The sequence below is a fragment of the Pedomonas sp. V897 genome (assembly GCF_051304405.1).
Lineage (GTDB): Bacteria > Pseudomonadota > Alphaproteobacteria > Sphingomonadales > Sphingomonadaceae > Pedomonas.
Map to the genome: position 1 here is coordinate 7501 of NZ_JBPPGG010000006.1, position 17760 is coordinate 25260.

The 17760-nt window shown below is 69.7% G+C and carries 16 protein-coding genes (1 of these 16 only partly in view); 14 read left to right on the forward strand and 2 right to left on the reverse strand.

The window, feature by feature from the left end:
* From ACSJJU_RS13270 to ACSJJU_RS13305, 8 genes are all read left to right on the forward strand, one after another.
* A protein-coding gene (locus tag ACSJJU_RS13270; RefSeq protein ID WP_435916062.1) for an FAD-dependent oxidoreductase crosses the window boundary here: on the forward strand, nt 1-1173 show its 3' portion. 786 nt of this gene lie to the left of the window's left edge; the window shows 1173 of its 1959 coding nt (coding positions 787-1959); its start codon lies off the left edge, out of view; the stop codon is at nt 1171-1173.
* Nucleotides 1174-1531: 358 nt separating this feature from the next.
* A complete protein-coding gene (locus ACSJJU_RS13275; RefSeq protein ID WP_435916064.1) occupies nt 1532-1984 on the forward strand; it encodes an RrF2 family transcriptional regulator in 453 nt (150 codons plus the stop codon).
* A gap of 148 nt (nt 1985-2132) precedes the next feature.
* Nucleotides 2133-3164 (forward strand): sulfate ABC transporter substrate-binding protein, encoded by a 1032-nt coding sequence (locus ACSJJU_RS13280; RefSeq protein WP_435916065.1) that lies wholly within the window; start codon nt 2133-2135, stop codon nt 3162-3164.
* Nucleotides 3165-3210: 46 nt separating this feature from the next.
* The gene (locus ACSJJU_RS13285; protein WP_435916066.1) at nt 3211-4653 is read left to right on the forward strand and encodes an OprO/OprP family phosphate-selective porin; all 1443 of its coding nucleotides are present in this window, start codon (nt 3211-3213) and stop codon (nt 4651-4653) included.
* Between the two features lie 29 nt (nt 4654-4682).
* The gene (gene cysT, locus ACSJJU_RS13290) at nt 4683-5579 is read left to right on the forward strand and encodes a sulfate ABC transporter permease subunit CysT (RefSeq protein ID WP_435916067.1); all 897 of its coding nucleotides are present in this window, start codon (nt 4683-4685) and stop codon (nt 5577-5579) included.
* Entirely contained in the window at nt 5572-6441 is an 870-nt protein-coding gene (gene cysW, locus ACSJJU_RS13295; protein WP_435916069.1) for a sulfate ABC transporter permease subunit CysW, read from the forward strand. Before cysT ends, cysW begins: the two co-directional genes overlap by 8 nt.
* 10 nt (nt 6442-6451) lie before the next feature.
* Entirely contained in the window at nt 6452-7573 is a 1122-nt protein-coding gene (locus tag ACSJJU_RS13300) for a sulfate/molybdate ABC transporter ATP-binding protein (protein ID WP_435916071.1), read from the forward strand.
* Between the two features lie 61 nt (nt 7574-7634).
* The gene (locus ACSJJU_RS13305) at nt 7635-9386 is read left to right on the forward strand and encodes an SLC13 family permease (protein ID WP_435916072.1); all 1752 of its coding nucleotides are present in this window, start codon (nt 7635-7637) and stop codon (nt 9384-9386) included.
* A 35-nt stretch (nt 9387-9421) separates the two neighbouring features.
* Here ACSJJU_RS13305 and ACSJJU_RS13310 read toward each other — a convergent pair whose 3' ends face one another.
* Nucleotides 9422-10189, reverse strand: coding sequence for a DUF892 family protein (locus tag ACSJJU_RS13310; RefSeq protein WP_435916074.1), 768 nt, complete (start codon nt 10187-10189; stop codon nt 9422-9424).
* A 163-nt stretch (nt 10190-10352) separates the two neighbouring features.
* Entirely contained in the window at nt 10353-11363 is a 1011-nt protein-coding gene (locus ACSJJU_RS13315; protein ID WP_435916075.1) for an LLM class flavin-dependent oxidoreductase, read from the reverse strand.
* 240 nt (nt 11364-11603) lie between these two features.
* Between ACSJJU_RS13315 and ACSJJU_RS13320 the strand changes: the two genes are divergently transcribed.
* From ACSJJU_RS13320 to ACSJJU_RS13345, 6 genes are all read left to right on the forward strand, one after another.
* Entirely contained in the window at nt 11604-13109 is a 1506-nt protein-coding gene (locus ACSJJU_RS13320; RefSeq protein WP_435916076.1) for a catalase, read from the forward strand.
* A gap of 145 nt (nt 13110-13254) precedes the next feature.
* The gene (locus ACSJJU_RS13325) at nt 13255-13899 is read left to right on the forward strand and encodes a PepSY-associated TM helix domain-containing protein (protein ID WP_435916078.1); all 645 of its coding nucleotides are present in this window, start codon (nt 13255-13257) and stop codon (nt 13897-13899) included.
* Nucleotides 13900-13911: 12 nt separating this feature from the next.
* On the forward strand, nt 13912-14445 hold the full coding sequence (locus ACSJJU_RS13330) for a DUF2271 domain-containing protein (protein WP_435916079.1): 534 nt from the start codon (nt 13912-13914) through the stop codon (nt 14443-14445).
* A gap of 17 nt (nt 14446-14462) precedes the next feature.
* Nucleotides 14463-15290 (forward strand): DUF4198 domain-containing protein, encoded by an 828-nt coding sequence (locus ACSJJU_RS13335; RefSeq protein ID WP_435916081.1) that lies wholly within the window; start codon nt 14463-14465, stop codon nt 15288-15290.
* A 65-nt stretch (nt 15291-15355) separates the two neighbouring features.
* Nucleotides 15356-16381, forward strand: coding sequence for an FAD:protein FMN transferase (locus tag ACSJJU_RS13340; protein WP_435916083.1), 1026 nt, complete (start codon nt 15356-15358; stop codon nt 16379-16381).
* Nucleotides 16382-16384: 3 nt separating this feature from the next.
* The gene (locus ACSJJU_RS13345; RefSeq protein WP_435916084.1) at nt 16385-17755 is read left to right on the forward strand and encodes a sulfite reductase subunit alpha; all 1371 of its coding nucleotides are present in this window, start codon (nt 16385-16387) and stop codon (nt 17753-17755) included.
* The last annotated feature ends 5 nt before the right edge of the window (nt 17756-17760 follow it).

Here is a 17760-nt window from a genome sequence, read left to right on the forward strand (position 1 = left end):
GTCATCGGGTCCTTCCGCCACCCCTTCGGCAAGACGCTGCCCAACACCAGGGCGCTGCGCGAGCGTATCCAGGCGCGCATTCCGATCATCGGCGTCAACAAGATCCCGACGGTCGATCTGGCCGAGCGCGCCCTGGAGGAGGGCTGCTGCGATCTGGTCGGCATGACCCGCGCCCAGATCGCCGACCCGGATCTGGTCCAGAAGATCGCGGCCGGGCAGCTGGCGCGGATCAGGCCCTGCACCGGCTCCAACCAGGGCTGCATCGACCGGGTCGGCCTCTATCCGATCACCTGCTTCCACAACCCGGAGGTGGGCGAGGAAAACCGCCTGGCCGAACTGGCGAAGCGGCCGGTCGAGCCCAAGCGCGTGCTGGTGATCGGCGGCGGCCCGGCGGGCATGAAGGCGGCGGAAATCGCCGCGCGCCGGGGCCATACCGTCACGCTGGCGGAATCCGGCACGCGCCTTGGCGGCCGGCTCACCCTGGTGGAAAACCTCGGCCCGTCCTCCAACCTGCTGGCGGCCACCTCCTGGCTGGAGCAGGAGCTGGCGTTGCTGTCGGTGGACATCCGGCTCCAGACCACCGTGGACGAGGCCTTCCTCCGCGCCCACGCTCCCGACGCCATCGTGCTGGCGACGGGCGCCACCCCCTCCCCCGACCTCGCCATCCCGAACGACGGCAGCATCCCCGTCCTCGACATCGACGCCGCCGTCGAGGCCCGGTTCGAGGGCCAGACCTTCGACATGACCGGCACCCGCGCGCTGCTGGTGGACCTGCGCGCCACCTACGAGACCGCCCTGTGCGTGGAAGCCCTCGTCAACAGGGGCGCCAAGGTGACGGTGGCGACGCCCTACCTCACCTGGGGCGCCAATCTGGGCTTCACCCACCTGGCCGATTACCTCGGCCTCCTGCCCAAGTGGGGGGTGCGCACCATGCCCCAGACCCGCTGCACCCGCATCGAGAACGGCGAAGCGGTGCTGGAGGACGGCCGCACCGCCGAGACCGTGCGCGCGCCGTTCGACTTCATCGTGGCGGGCGTCGTCGGTGTCCCGCGCGATGAACTGGCCGACCTGTGCCGCTCCTTCGCGCCGACCACCCTCGTCGGCGACGTGGTCGCGCCCCGCTCGGCCCTGGAGGCGTTCCGCGAGGGCGACCGGATCGGCCGGCTGCTCTAGCCGCCCCTCCCATCGGGTTGCCCCTCCCCTCCTTGACCCGCGCCCGGCCAACCGGGCGCGAAGCGTGACACTTTGCCGTCTCCTCCCGAGGGGCACACAAGGCTCGCGGGGCGGTTCAGGAGTGCTTATCCCCACCCCTGGTGACACTCCACGCCGCCCTTCGGCAAAGTGTCATAAATGACATTCAAAGACGGCGGTGTGTCCGCGACGCCTCAGGGTTGCCCCTTGCGCAACTATCGTTCGCAAAATGCCGCGCGAAGGCTTATATGATTGGAGAGAAGGCCTTCTTCCCGAGGGGCCGACCCGTTCGTGCCACTCGTCTGTTTGTCGAGGTAGTGACCCGAGGAGCACCGCGCTGATGATTTCGCAGAAAGCCAAATACGCTCTGCGCGCCTTGCTGGAGTTGGCGCGGGCCGATGCGGGCGAGGCGCTGCTGATCACCGACATTGCGGATCGCCAGCGCATCCCGAAGAAGTTTCTGGAGCAGATCCTGCTCGACCTGAAGAACCGGGGCCTGGTGCACAGCCGGCGCGGCCGGGGCGGCGGCTATGGCCTGCTCAAGAACCCGCGCGAGATCACCCTCGGCCAGATCCTGCGCATCGTGGACGGGCCGCAGGCGCCGCTGCCGTGCCTCAGCCGAATGGCCTACCGCCGCTGCGACGATTGCCACGACGAGACCGCCTGCGGCATCCGCCAGGTCTTCGCCCGCGCCTATGAAGCGTCCGCCCGAATTCTGGACACCACAACGCTTTACGATACGCTGATGGCCGAAAGTGAAGCCGACAATCAGGTGCGGGCCCTGATCGCATAAGAAATACGATTAATCCGGGAGGGAGCCGTTTCTTTTCTCCTGCGTTCTGTTTGTAAAGCTTCCCTTGGTCGAAGCAGGTTTTTTCTTTCTCGACATAGTCTATGAAATCGGTCGAGATATAGCCCACCACCAATGAACGGAGTTGGCAATGGCTATAACTCGCGACACGACCCGCCGATCCGCGCTCCTGTTCGCGGCAGCGGCAGCCATTTCAATCCTGGCCGCGGGGACGGCGAACGCCGCCACCACCCTGCTGAACGTCTCGTACGATCCGACGCGCGAGCTGTATCGCGACTACAACGCCGCCTTCACCAGGTACTGGAAGCAGAAGACCGGCGAGACCATCACCGTTCGCCAGTCCCATGGCGGCTCGGGCAAGCAGGCCCGGGCTGTGATCGACGGCCTCCCCGCCGACGTGGTGACGCTGGCGCTGGAAGCCGACATTGACGTCATCGCCGAGAAAACCGGCAAGATTCCCGCCAACTGGCGCAAGAGCCTGCCCAACAACAGCGCGCCCTACGTGTCGACCATCGTGTTCCTGGTCAAGAAGGGCAACCCGAAGAAGATCAGGGACTGGAGCGACCTTGTCCGCTCCGACGTGAAGGTCATCACCCCCAACCCCAAGACCTCGGGCGGCGCGCGCTGGAACTTCCTGGCGGCCTGGGGCTGGGCGCTGAAGCATTACAAGGGCGATGAGGCCAAGGCCCGCCAGTACATCACCGCCCTGTTCAAGAACGTGCCGGTGCTGGACACGGGCGCGCGCGGCTCCACCACCACCTTCGTGCAGCGCGGCATCGGGGACGTGTTGCTGGCGTGGGAGAACGAGGCCTTCCTCGCGCTCAACGAACTGGGGCCGGACAAATTCGAGATCGTCGCCCCCTCCATTTCCATCAAGGCCGAACCGCCGGTTGCCCTCGTGGTGGGCAACGCCAAACAGAAGGGCACCCTGAAGGTGGCCCAGGCCTACCTCGAATATCTCTATTCCGCCGAGGGGCAGCGCATCGCCGCCCGCAACTTTTACCGCCCGTTCAAGCCCGAGCTGGCCGACCCCAAGGACATGAAGCGGTTCGCCAAAATCGAACTGCTGTCCATCGAGGATTTCGGCGGATGGGCCAAGGTGCAGCCGAAGTTCTTCGCCGATGGCGGCCTGTTCGACCAGATCTACCGCCCGGCCCGGTAACCCGGCACCAGATCCATAAAAATTCACGCAATTGGGGAATGCGCTCATGACACCAACTCGCAGAGGAGGCAGGGGGCGGATTGCGCTCGCGAGCAGCGTGCTTGCCATCGCCGCTGCCCATGCCGCCGCCGCTCAGGAGGCCCGCCCCGACCCGCGCATCGAGGCGCTGGAGCGCCAGATCGAGGCGCTGCGGGCGGAAGTGAACCAGCTCAAGGCCGAGCGCGCCGCCGGGACGGCGGCAGCGCCCGCGCCCGCCCAGACCCCGGCCGTCACGGCTGCGGCGGCTCCGGCCCCGGTGGCGACCGCGCAGGCGGAGGCGCCAAAGCCGAAGGACTCGGTCAAGTTCTCGCCCTCGCCGCAGTGGACGAGCGCGGACGGCGCCTTTTCCTTCAAGGTGCGCGGCCGCATGGAGCTGGACACGGCCTTCTTCGACCTGCGGCGGGGCAACCGCGACTTCAGCAACGGCGTCGAGCTGCGCCGCGCCCGCCTCGGCATCGACGGCAAGCTGTTCACGGACTGGGCCTATCGCCTGGAGGCCGACCTGGCCAACGCCGGCCGCGACGACAGCAGCGGCGCGGAGGTGGACATCAAGGACGCCTTCATCCAGTACAACGGCTTCAAGGATCTCTCGATCACCATCGGCCAGCACAAGACGCCCAACGGCCTCGACCAGCTGACCTCCTCCAGCTTCCTGACGTTCCTGGAGCGCGCCTCCTTCTCCGAGGCGTTCCTCGACCGCAAGAACGGCGGCGGCGACTTCAAGCTGGGCATTTCCGCCAAATACAGCCAGAAGGACTGGAACCTGACGCTCGGCGTGTTCGGCGAGAACACCACCATCACCGGCGCGTCCGGCGCCGATGAGGGCTACGGCTTCCATGGCCGCCTGGTGGTGACGCCAGTCAACACCGACGACAACCTTGTCCACCTCGGCCTCTCCGGCTTCTGGCGGGATACGGGCGGCCGCAAGACCGTGCGCTTCGGCGACCGGCCCGAGGTGCGCGTGGATGGCGCGCGCCTGGTCGACACCTCCGCCTTCTCGGCCGACAGCTATACGTTCGTGGGCGCGGAGTTCATCGGCGCGTCGGGTCCGTTCTTCGTGCAGGCGGAGTATGGCCGCACCGACGTGAACCGCCCGAACGGCTTCTCCGACGTCAACTTCGATGGCGGCTATGTGCAGGCGGGCTGGTTCCTGACCGGCGAGCGCCTGCCCTACAAGGATGGCGTTCTCACCCGCCTGGTGCCGAACCGCAGCCTCTCGCCCAAGGACGGCGGCTGGGGCGCCTTCCAGCTTGCGGCCCGCTACAGCGCGCTCGGCCTCAACGACGGCACCGTGCAGGGCGGCCGGCAGGAGAATTTCACCGTCGGCCTCAACTGGTACGCAAATCCCTACATACGCGTTCTGCTGAATTGGGTACGCTTCGACACGACCCGTCGCGGCGTCGAGACAGACGGTGATGCCTTCGCTACCCGCCTGTCGATCGCGTGGTAAACTGGGGCTGGCAACCTGCGAGGAGATGCATGAGCGCAACCACCGCAACAGCTGGATATGACGGGCCGGACCCCATCCGGTCCGCCGCCCGGGGCCGGGGGTGGAAGGAGCCGAGCATTCTGCCCGGCTTCCGCCTCACCCTTGCCTACACCCTGCTCTGGCTCGGCCTGATCGTCCTCATCCCGCTTGGCGGGCTGTTCGTCAGCAGCGCCGCGCTCGGGTGGGAGGGGTTCTGGCATGTGGTGGCGGAGGAGCGCGCCCTGGGTGCGCTCCGGCTCAGCTTCGTGACGGCGCTGGTGGCAGCCGCCATCAATGCGGTCACCGGGCTGCTGCTCGCCTGGGTGCTGACCCGCTATTCCTTCCCCGGCCGCCGGCTGGTGGACGCCCTGATCGACCTGCCGTTCGCGCTGCCGACGGCGGTGGCGGGCATTGCGCTCGCCACCCTCTACGCTCCCAACGGCTGGGTCGGCAGCCTGCTCGACCCGCTCGGCATCAAGGTGGCCTACACGCCGCTGGGCATCATCGTGGCCCTCACCTTCATCGGCCTGCCGTTCGTGGTCCGCACCGTCCAGCCCGTGCTGGAGGAGCTGGACCGGGAGCTGGAGGAGGCCGCCGCCACACTGGGCGCCACCCGCTGGCAGACCATCACCCGCGTGATCCTGCCGACCGTGCTGCCCGCCTTGCTGACCGGCTTTGCCCTGGCGCTGGCCCGGGCGGTGGGCGAGTACGGCTCGGTCATCTTCATCGCCGGCAACATCCCCTACGTCTCCGAGATCGCGCCGCTGCTCATCGTCATCCGGCTCGAGGAATTCGACTATGAGGGCGCAACGGCCGTCGCCGTTGCCATGCTGCTCATCTCCTTCGTCCTTCTGTTCTTCATCAATGCCGTTCAGGCGTGGAACCGCCGGAGGATCGGCAATGGCTGAGGCGACCACCGTCACGCTGTCCTCGCCCCGCGCCACGCAGGAGCGCCGCGTCACCCGCGTGCTCCTGATAACCGGGGCGCTCACCTTCCTGGCGCTGCTGCTGTTCCTGCCGCTGGCTATGGTGTTCGCCGAGGCCTTCCGCAACGGCTGGGAGGGCTTCACCGCCGCCATCACCGAGCCCGACGCGCTCGCTGCCGTGCGCCTGACCCTCGTGGTTGCCGCCATCGCCGTGCCGCTCAACACCCTGTTCGGGCTGGCGGCCGCCTGGACGGTCGCCAAGTTCGACTTCCGGGGCAAGAGCGTGCTGGTCACGCTCATCGACCTGCCGTTCTCCGTCTCCCCGGTGATCTCGGGCCTCATCTACGTGCTGCTGTTCGGCAGCCACAGCCTGCTCGGCCAGTGGCTGGCCGAAAACAACATCGAGATCATCTTCGCCGTGCCGGGCATCGTGCTGGCCACCGTCTTCGTGACCGTGCCGTTCGTCGCCCGCGAGCTGATCCCGCTGATGCAGGAGCAGGGGGCGGAGGAGGAGGAAGCCGCCCTGTCGCTGGGCGCCAGCGGCTGGCAGACCTTCTGGCGCGTCACCCTCCCCAACATCCGCTGGGGCCTGCTCTATGGCGTGCTGCTGTGCAACGCCCGCGCCATGGGCGAATTCGGCGCGGTCTCGGTGGTTTCGGGCCATATTCGCGGCATGACGAATACCACCCCGCTGCACGTTGAAATCCTCTATAATGAGTACAACTTCGTGGCTGCGTTCGCCGTTGCGTGCCTGCTGGCCCTGCTGGCCTTCCTGACGCTCGGCCTCAAGAGCCTGCTGGAGTGGCGTCACGGCGCCGAACTGGCCGCCAGCCGCCGCCTGTAGGAGGACAGTGATGGACGTATCGATCCGCAACCTCACCAAGGAATTCCGCGGCGTGCAGGTGCTGCGCGGGCTCGACCTGGACATCCGGGAAGGCGAGCTGATCGCCCTGCTCGGCCCGTCCGGCTCGGGCAAGACCACCCTCCTGCGGCTGATCGCCGGGCTCGACACGCCCACCGGCGGCTCCATCTACTTCGGCCAGGAGGACGCCTCCCGCAAGACGGTGCAGGAGCGGCACATCGGCTTCGTGTTCCAGCACTACGCCCTGTTCCGCCACATGACCGTGTTCGACAACATCGCCTTCGGCCTCAAGGTGCGCCCGCGCCGGGAGCGGCCGAACCGCGAGGCCATCGCCGACAAGGTGCGCGAGCTGCTGGCGCTGGTGCAGCTGGAGGGGCTGGAGAAGCGCTATCCGCCCCAGCTTTCGGGCGGTCAGCGGCAGCGCGTGGCGCTGGCGCGGGCCCTGGCCATCGACCCCACCCTCCTGCTGCTGGACGAGCCCTTCGGCGCGCTCGACGCGCAGGTGCGCAAGGATCTGCGCCGCTGGCTGCGCGATCTGCACGACAAGACCCGCCACACCACGGTGTTCGTCACCCACGATCAGGAGGAGGCGCTGGAGCTGGCCGACCGGGTGGTCATCATCCATGACGGCCAGATCGCCCAGGTGGGCACGCCGGACGAGGTCTACAACGAGCCCGCAACGCCGTTCGTCTACGGCTTCCTCGGCGCGGTCAACGTGCTGCCCGCCCAGGTGAAGGGCGGCCTGGTGTTGCTGAACGGCTTCGAGACCGGCCTTGCCCCGGCGCGCCCCCTCACCTTCGAGGGCCCGGCGTTCCTCTATGTGCGCTCGCACGATCTGGAGCTGAGCGACGACCGGGCGCGCGCCATTCCGGGCGTGGTGCGGACCTGCCGCCGGCTGGCGGGCCTTCTCCGGCTGGAGGTGGACATCCCCGGCAGTCCCGACCCGCTGGGCGTGGAGCTGCCCGAGGCGGTGGTGGATGGCCGCGCGCGGCTCGCCCCCGGCGCCCGGGTGCTGCTGCGCCCCCGCCGCTTCGGGGTGTTCCCCCGCGAGGCCGCGCCGGGCGAGGACGGCGGATGGATGCCAAACCAGCCCCGGCTGGTCGCAGTGTCCTGAAAACGCCAGGTTTTGCTGAAAGCGGCTCGCCAATCGGGAAAAGCTGGCGCACCTTGCGGGCATGATTCCAAGCCAAGGTCTCCTGCTGCTGATCCTTGCCGGCACGCTCATCGCGATGAGCCTGGACCGCTGGCGCTATGACCTCATCGCGATCGTCAGCCTGATGCTGTGCGTCCTGACCGGCCTCGTGCCGGCGCAGGACGCCTTCTCCGGCTTCGGCAACCCGGCGGTGATCACCGTGGCGGCCGTGCTGGTCATCAGCGCGGCAATCTCCAGCTCCGGCACGGTGGCGCGGCTGGGGGTGCGCATGACGCGGCTGACCTCCAGCCCGTTCCACCACATGGCGATCCTGTGCACGCTCGGGCTGGCGCTCTCGGCGTTCATGAACAACGTGGCGGCGCTGGCGCTGATCCTGCCGCTGGCGCTGGCGGCGGCACGGCGGTTCCGCTACCCGCCGCGGCTCCTGCTCATGCCGCTCTCCTTCGCCACCCTGCTGGGCGGCATGATCACCCTCATCGGCACGCCGCCCAACCTGCTCATCGCCAACTTCCGCTATCAGGAGATCGGCCTGCGCTATGCGCTGTTCGACTTCGCGCCGGTGGGGCTTGCCGTGGCCGGCGTGGGGCTCGTCTACCTCCTTGTGGTCGGCTGGTTCAGCGCCCGCCGGGCGAGCGAAGCCGAGGAGGAGGCCTCGCCCGACGTGTTTGACGTCATGGACTACATGACCGAGGTGGAGGTGACGCCCGACTCCCCCCTCGCCGGGCAGACGGTGGAGGCCGCCGCGCGCACCTGTGGCATCGAGATCCACGGCGTGGTGCGGGAGGAGAAGCGCCTGTTCGGGCGGCTGGCGCAGCAACAACTCCGAAGCGGGGACATCCTGCTCATCGAGGCCGAGACCCGGCGGCTGGAGGCGATCCTGCAATCGGGCGCGGCGACGCTGGCCGGCACGCCCCCGGTGCAGGGCACGGCGATGATGGAGGCGGTGGTCACCCCCGGCTCGCTGGTCCCCGGCAGCACGCCCGGCTCGCTCGCGCTGCCCGAGCGCTTCGGCATCCGCCTGCTCGCCGCCGCCCGCCAGGGCCGCCGCTTCGAGGGCCGGTTCCACGAGGAAAGCCTGGGCGTTGGCGACGTGCTGCTGTTGCAGGGCGAGCCGCAGGCCATGCACGAGGCGGTCAAGCACCTCGGCTGCCTGCCGCTGGCGCCGCGCCGCCTCCAGCTCTCCGCCACCCGGCGGGCGCTGCCGTTCCTGCTGTTCGCCGGGGCGGTGGTGCTCGCCTCGACCGAGATCGTGCCCGCCGCCGTCGCCTTCGTGCTGTGCGTCATCGGCCTGGCGCTGACCCGCGTCATCCGCGCGAGCGAGGCGCTGGCGCAGATCGACTGGACGGTGATCGTCCTTCTGGGTTCGATGATCCCCATCGGTACGGCGCTCCAGACCTCGGGCACGGCCGACACCATCGCCCACTGGATGCTGGGGCTGGCGGGCGACGCCGGGCCCTACACGCTGCTGGCGGGCGTGCTCATCACCACCATGGCCATCACGCCGGTGCTCAACAATCCGGCAACCGTCATCCTCATGGCCCCCATCGCGCTCAGCGTGGCGGAGGGCGCGAGCCTGCGGCCCGACGCCTTCCTCATGGCCGTGGCGGTGGGCGCCTCCGCCGACTTCCTCACCCCGTTCGGCCACCAGAACAACACCATCATCATGGGGCCGGGCCGCTACCGCTTCTCCGACTTCGGCAAGCTCGGCCTGCCGCTGGCCGTGCTCACCGCCGTCACCGCGCTCGCCGTCATCCCCGCCGTCTGGCCGATGTAGCGGGCAGGTGGCGGAAAGGGTGCGCCCCCCGGCCCTCAGGGCAGGACCGGCTCGTGCGTCACCATGTTCGGCTCGGCATCCCGCGCCGCCGCCGGGTTGATCAGCTCCTTCGCCAGGGCGCTGAACTGGTCGTCCGCCGCCTTGTCCTCCTCGGCGATGCGGTGGAGGGTTTCGGCCTCGCTCATCCGGTCCATCGTCCGGGCGTAGGTGGCCGCCGTGCCGATGCCCGCGATCTGGTGGTGGATCAGCCGCTGGAGGGAGGAGACCAGCCCGGCGTCCCGCAGTGCCTCCGATCCGCTGACTTTGCGCATCTTCTCGGTTTCCCGGACGAGCGCCTCCATGGCGTCATCCTCGTGCGCCTCCGGGGCGGCGTCGCAGCGCGCGAGAATGTCCGCGATCTCGTCCTGATGCCGCCGCACCTGGCCGCGGTAGCGCCCGAGCAGCTCGCGCACCGCCCCGTGCTCCACCGCGGTCTCCAGCGTTTGCAGCAGGTCCTGCATCTGGCCCTTGGCGTTGTGCAGCTCCTGCAACTCGTTGATGTAGAGGGTGGTGAAGTTGTCGATGCTGGCCGTGCCCGACAGGAAGGGCTTGGCCATAAGGCGGAACATGTTGGCATAGCCGCGATCGAGCGGGACGTTGTCCGTCATGCGCGCCTTCATCGGGCAGTAGCGGGTGGCGCCCCGGGCCAGCAGCGAGGCGCTGGCGAGGCCGAACAGGGCGCGCTTGGCGAGGCTGCCCCGGCGGGCGCCCGCCATCAGGGCGATGCCGCCGAGGAGGGAGAGAACGCGCTCCGTCCCCGTCACATTCCGCCGCGTATGGGAAGACGTATGGGAAGATTTGCCTCCAGCAGACCGGTTGGCCATGTCGAGTGAGCTCCTTCGTTGCAACGAGGGACAGCCCCCGCCCAGGTTTCCTGCCCACTAAACACCTGTCCGCCCCGGCCGTTCCGCGCGGGGCGGCGGCCCGTCAGGCCCCGGGCGCGCTCGCGCCGAGGCGCTGGCCGATCTCCGCCAGAATCTCGAACGAGCGCAGCCGCGCGGCGTGGTCGTAAATCTGCCCGGTCGCCATGATCTCGTCGACCCCGGTCTCGGCGATGAAGGCCCTCAGCGCCGCCTCCACCTGCTCCGGCGTGCCAACGGCGGAGCAGGACAGGGCGTGCTCGACACCGAACTTCTCCGCCGGCGTCCAGAAGCCCTCCAGGGTCTCCAGCGGCGGCGGCAGCGGCCCGGGCCGCCCGCGCCGCAGCCTGACGAACTGCTGCTGCACCGAGGTGAACAGGCGGCGGGCCTCCGCCTCGCTGTCGGCGGCGAACACGTTGAAGCCCGCCATGGCGTAGGGCTTCTCCAGCACGCCGGAGGGGCGGAACAGCGACCGGTAGAGCTTCAGCGCCTCCATCAGATGGTCGGGCGCGAAGTGGGAGGCGAAGGCGAACGGCAGGCCGAGGCTCGCCGCAAGCTGCGCGCTGAACAGGCTGGAGCCGAGCAGCCAGATCGGCACCCGCAAGCCCGCCCCCGGCACGGCAATGACACTTTGCCCCGGTTCGGCGGGCTGGAAGTAGCGCTGAAGCTCCACCACGTCCTGCGGAAACCGCTCGGCGCTGTTGAGGAAGTCGCGGCGCAGCGCCCGGGCGGTGAGCTGATCGGTGCCCGGCGCGCGGCCCAGCCCCAGGTCGATGCGGCCCGGATAGAGCGACTCCAGCGTGCCGAACTGCTCCGCCACCACCAGCGGCGCGTGGTTGGGCAGCATGATGCCGCCCGCCCCCACCCGGATCGTGCTGGTGCCGCCCGCGATGTAGCCGATGGCAACGGCGGTGGCCGAGCTGCCGATGCCCGGCATGTTGTGATGCTCCGCCAGCCAGAAGCGGCGATAGCCCCAGCGTTCGGCGTGCTGCGCCAGATCGAGGCTGTTGCGGAAGGCAAGGCGCGCATCCCCGCCTTCGATGATCGGAACCAGATCGAGAATGGAAAGGGCTGTCACGACACCTGCCTTTGTCTGCCAGAGGGGCCGGCCCGCACAGGGGAGGGCTCTCCCAGGCCACGGATCTGCAAGGGGAATCTCCCCGGGACTCCCCGGTGGCGCCAATGTGCGCGCCCGCCGGGCCGCTTTCAAGCGGCCCGGCCGCAACGGACTGTTCGCACGCAACAGCCGGGCCGGTCGGCCGTTCCTGTTCCGGGCACCCCGGCTGCGGGGCGCGCGGCAGCGGCAGGGAGAGAGACCATGGCGGACAAGCCCCCGTCCAGACCCGGCACGGTCGGCCTGACCACCCGGCAGGGCCACCCGGTCTACGACAACCAGAACACCCGCAGCGTCGGCGCGCGCGGGCCGCTGGTGCTGGAGGATTACCCGTTTCTGGAGAAGATCACCCACTTCGACCGCGAGCGCATCCCCGAGCGGGTGGTCCATGCCCGGGGCGCGGGCGCGCACGGCTGGTTCATCCCGACCGGCCGGGCGGGCGACCTCGCCATGGAGGAGTACAGCCGCGCCCGGGTGTTCCGCAAGGGCACCAGGACCCCCGTGTTCGTGCGCTTCTCGACCGTCATCCACGGCGCGCACAGCCCGGAGACGCTGCGCGACCCGCGCGGCTTCGCCATCAAGTTCTACACCGAGGCGGGCAACTGGGATCTGGTCGGCAACAACCTGAAGGTGTTCTTCATCCGCGACCCCATCAAGTTCCCCGACCTTATCCACGCCTTCAAGCCGGACCCGGTCACCAACGTCCAGCACCCGGGCCGCATTTTCGACTTCCTGAGCCTGACGCCGGAGTCGACCCACATGGTGACGTGGCTGTTCAGCCCGTGGGGCATCCCCGCCAGCTACCGGGAGATGCAGGGCTCGGGCGTCAACACCTACAAGCTGGTGAACGGGGCCGGGCAGACGGTGCTGTGCAAGTTCCACTTCCAGCCCAAGCTGGGGGTGCGCAACCTGCGGCAGGAGGAGGCCAGCGCCCTTCAGGCCACCAACTGGAACCACGCGACCCAGGATCTCTACCAGGCCATCGAGCGGGCCGACTATCCCGAGTGGGACATGTTCATCCAGGTGATGAGCGACGACGACCACCCGGAGCTGGACTGGGACCCGCTCGACGCCACCAAGCTGTGGCCGGAGGAGGACTTCCCCCTGCTCCACGTGGGCCATGTGGTGCTGGACCGCAACCCGTCCGACTATTTCAACGAGGTGGAGCAGGCCGCCTTCGGCACCGGCGTGCTGGTGGACGGCATCGACTTCTCCGACGACAAGCTGCTGCTGGGCCGCACCTTCGCCTATTCCGACACCCAGCGGTACCGGGTGGGCCCCAACTATCTGCAACTGCCCATCAACGCGCCGCGATGCCCCTATGCCACCAACCAGCGGGGCGGCCAGATGTCCTACGCCGTGGACGGCGCGGATCAGGGCACGGACCCGCACGTGAACTACGAGCCCTCCAACCGCCACGGCCTGCGCCAGCAGGAGCGGCAGGGGCCGCCGCCGCGCATTTTCGTCGAGGGGCAGGTGGGCCGCATCCCCATCGAGCGGCCCTGCAACTTCCGCCAGCCGGGCGAGCGCTGGCGCCTGTTCTCGGACGCGGAGCGGGACGAGCTGGTGAGCAACCTCGTCAGCGCCCTCGCCCGGTGCGACGCGGTGGTGCAGGAGAAGATGGCGGGCCACTTCGCCCGCGCCGACCCCGACTACGGCCGCCGGGTGGCGCAGGGCCTCGGCATCAGCGTTCCCCCGGCTTCCCCCTGAAGCCACACCCTCCTGAGGCTTCCCCTGAGGCAGGGCCCTGACGGGCCGCGCCCTGCCGGGCTGCGGCAACGCTTCGGCCCCTAACTTTTGCGAATAACTCTCATTTGTACTACCGGTCTCGCCTCGAAGTCTTTATAGAGGCGGTATGTCCGATTCGACTGCCCGAGACGATGCAACATCCCGGAGCCGCAGGGGGTTCTGGCTGCGCCATGTGCAGCGCTGGCACTGGATCAGCTCCGCCGTGTGCCTCATCGGCATGGTTCTGTTCGCCTTGACCGGCATCACCCTCAACCACGCGACGGATATCGAGGGCGCGCCCGAGGTGGTGACGCGGGAGGCCCGCCTGCCCGCGCCGCTGCGGGACGCGCTGCGGGACGCGCCGGAAGACGGCCGCGCGCCGCTGCCCGAGCCCCTGCGCCAGTGGCTGGCGGAGACGCTGGGCGTCCATGCGGAGGCCCGCGCCGCCGAATGGTCCGAGGAGGAAGTCTACCTCTCCCTGCCCCGCCCCGGCGGGGACGCCTGGGTGAGCGTCGACCGGGAGAGCGGCGACGTCACCTACGAGAAGACCGATCGCGGCTGGATCGCCTACCTCAACGACCTGCACAAGGGCCGCAACACCGGCGGGGCGTGGTCCTGGTTCCTCGATGTGTTCGCCGCCGCCTGCCTGATCTTTTCGCTGACCGGGCTGCTGCTGCTCCAGTTCTACGCAGGCAACCGCCCCTCCACCTGGCCGCTGGTCGGGCTCGGTCTGGTTGTCCCGCTCATTCTCGCCCTCCTGATGATTCACTGACATGAGGCTGCCATGACATCCCTCAAACCCCTCTGGCTCACAGGTCCGGTTGCGCTGGCCGGTCTCGCGGTGACGCCCGGTGCCCAGGCGGCCGGGATGACGGTCTCCGTCGAGATCCCCCGGCTCACGGTCAGCGAATATCACCGCCCTTACGTCGCCATGTGGATCGAGGGCGCGGCGCTGGAAAAGCCGGTCAGCCTCGCCGTCTGGTATGACGTCAAGATGAAGGACAACGGCGGCACCAAGTGGCTGTCGGACATGCGGCTGTGGTGGCGCAAGAGCGGCCGCGCCCTGCAGATGCCGGTGGACGGCGTCAGCGGCGCGACCCGGGCCCCCGGCACGCACGAGGTCAGCTTCAGCGAAGGCAAGACGCCGCTGCCGAAGCTGCCGGCGGGCGACTACGAGTTCGTCATCGAGGCCGCCCGCGAGCTGGGCGGGCGCGAAGTCGTGCGCATCCCCTTCCAGTGGCCGCCTGCTTCCCCGAAAACGGACACCGCCAGGGGCGCGACCGAACTGGGCGCGGTCTCCCTCACCCTGAAGCAATGAGCAAAGGACAGGAAAGCATGACCATGCCGATCCGTATCAAGACCCTGGCGATGAGCCTTGCCGCCGTCGCCGCCCTGTCCATGGCGTCGGTCTCCGCCCATGCCCACCGGGCCTGGCTGCTGCCGTCGGCCACCAACGTCTCGGGCCAGGACATGTGGGTGAGCGTGGACGCCGCCGTGTCCAACAACCTGTTCGACCCGGACCACATGCCGATGCAGCTGAACAGCATCACGGTCACGGCGCCGGACGGCACGGAGGTTCCGCTCCGGAACGCCGTCACCGGGCGCTACCGCTCGGTGTTTGACGTCAAGCTGGACCAGACCGGCACCTACCGCATCGGCACCAGCGGCCATTCGGTGATGGCGTCCTACGAGCAGAACGGCCAGCGCAAGCGTCTGCGCGGCCCGGTCGAAAAGCTGAAGGAACTGCCCGCCGACGCCGCCAATCTCCAGGTGTCCGAGACGTTCAGTCGCAACGAGACCTTCGTCACCAACGGCAACCTGTCGAAGGAAGTGTTCAGGATCACCGGCAAGGGCCTGGAGCTTGAGCCGGTGACCCACCCGAACGATCTGGTGGAGGGCGAGCCCGCCACCTTCCGCTTCCTGCTGGATGGCCAGCCGGCCGCGGGCCTCAAGGTGCTGGCGGTGCCGGGCGGCACCCGCTACCGCAACCAGCCGGTTGAACTCACCGCCGAGACCAACGCCAGGGGCGAGGTGTCCCTCACCTTCCCGCAGCCGGGCATGTACTGGGTGCAGGTGCAGGCCGAGGACAACAAGACCTCCGTGCCGCAGGCGAGCGTCCGCCGCGCCAGCTACATCATGACCGTCGAGGTCATGCAGCAGTAACCCGCAACGGCTCCGGCGGGTGCGGGACCATCCGGCCCCCGCGCCCGCCCGCCCGGTTCCGCCCCATGCGCGTTCTCATCCCCGCCGCCCTGTCCGCGCTGGCCATCGCCAGCCGGGCTCCCGCCGCCCCGGTGGAGAGCCTCGGCGGCCAGACCATGGGGACCACCTGGTCGGTGCGCTACGTGCCAATGCCGGGGGCGGGGGCGGCCCATTCCGCCGCGACCCTCCGCGCGGCGGTCGAGCAGCGGCTGGCCGAGGTCATCGACCAGATGAGCCACTGGGAGCCCGGCTCCGTCCTCAGCCGCTACAACGACGCCGCGCCCGGCACCTGGCACCCGCTGCCGCCCGCCTTTCGCACCGTGCTTGCCTGCGCCCTGCGCGTCGCGGCGGAGAGCGGGGGCGCGTTCGACCCCGCCCTCGGCGCACTGGTGGACCTGTGGGGCTTCGGCCCCGCCCCCGCGCGCACCGAACCGCCCGCGCCCCGCGAGATCGAGGCGGCCCGCGCCCGCTGCGGCTGGCAGCGCCTCACCCTCGACACGGCCCGCCAGTCCCTCCTCCAGCCCGGCGGGGTGCGGCTGGACTTCTCCGGCATCGCCAAGGGCTTTGCGGTCGACCACGTGGCGGACGGCCTGCGCCAGGCGGGCCTCGTCCATTTTCTGTTGGAAATCGGCGGCGAGCTGCGCGGCGAGGGCGTCAAGCCGGACGGCTCCCCCTGGTGGGTCGCCATCGAGCGCCCGCCCCACCTGCCGCAGGCCGCGCCGGGCTGGCAGGAGACGCGCGTCGCCCTCCACGGCCTCGCCATCGCCACCTCGGGCGACTACCGGCGCGGCTTTGCCTGGCAGGGGCGCCACTACGCCCACACCCTCGACCCGCGCACCGGCTGGCCCCTCGACAACGGCATCATCTCGGCCACCGTGCTGCATCCCTCGTGCATGGAGGCGGACGCCTACGCCACCGCCTTCGGCGTGCTGGGGGCGGAGGCCGCGCTCGACCTCGCCACCCGCCGCGACATCGCCGCCTGTCTGCTCCGCCGCACCGGCGCGGGGGTGGAGGAAATCCTCTCCCCCGCCCTCATCGCCATGCTGGATTGAACCATGTCTCCCGAGTTGCGCCTAGCGTCCGCCCTCCTTGTCGCCTGCCTCTACGGGCTGTTCTGCCTGTGGACCGCGTGGCGCTACCGCCGCCGGCAGCGGGCGGCCCTTTCGGGCAACGGCAGCGGCAACGGCAGCGGCGCGGGCCTTCTGGTGGCCTGGGCCAGCCAGAGCGGCTCTGCCGAGGACCTCGCCGCCCGCACCGCCCGGAGCCTGCGGGCGGCGGGCCGCGATGTCCGCCTCCTGCCGCTCGAGGCGGTCGAGGCGGAGACGCTGCGCCAGACCGCCTGCGCCCTGTTCGTCGTCAGCACCACCGGGGAGGGCGACGCCCCCACCCACGCCTTCCGCTTCGTCAGCAAGGTCATGGCGGCGCCCGCTGACTTTCCGCACCTCCGGTATGGCGTTCTGGCGCTGGGCGACCGCAGCTACGCGCAGTTCTGCGCCTTCGGCCGGCGGCTGGACGCCTGGCTGGCGGCGGGCGGGGCCACGCCCCTGTTCGCGCGCATCGACGTGGACAACGGCGCCGAGGACGCCCTCGCCCTGTGGCGGCAGGAGCTGGCCCGGCTGGGCGCGGCCGTCACCCGCGACATCACCGACGGCCCCGCCTTCACCCCCTGGGTGCTGACCGGGCGCCGCCTGCTCAACCCCGGCAGCGTCGGCGGGCCGGTCTATCTGCTGCGCCTCGATGCCACCACCTGGGGGGCGGTCTGGGAGGCGGGGGACATCGCCGAGATCGAGCTGCCCGGGCCGCCGGAGGCGGCGACCGGCCACCGCCCGCACCGCAGCTATTCCATCGCCTCCCTGCCCGAGGACGGGGCGGTCGAGCTGCTGGTCCGCCAGGTGCGCCACCCGGACGGCCGGCTCGGGGCGGGCTCGGGCTGGCTGACCGAAACCGCGCCGGTGGGCAGCGAGATCCGGCTGCGCCTGCGCCGCAACAGCAGCTTCCACCCGCAGGCGGAGCCGCGCCCGCTGATTCTCGTGGGCAACGGCACCGGCCTTGCGGGGCTCAGGGCGCACCTCAAGCGGCAGGCCGCGCGGGGGTGCCACCGCAACTGGCTGATCTTCGGCGAGCGCAACCGCGCGCACGACTTCCACCTGCATGACGAGATCGAGGCCTGGCAGGCGCAAGGGGTGCTGGAGCGGGTGACCCTGACCTTCTCCCGCGATCAGGACACCCGCGTCTACGTGCAGCACCGCCTGCTGGAGCAAGGCGAGGCGGTGCGGCGCTGGGTGGAAGACGGCGCGGCGATCCATGTGTGCGGCAGCGCCGAGGGCATGGCCGGGGCGGTGCGCGAGGCCTTCACCCGCATTCTGGGGGCGGAGCGGGTGAACCGGCTGATCGAGCAGGGTCTCTATCGACAGGATGTTTACTGACCCCC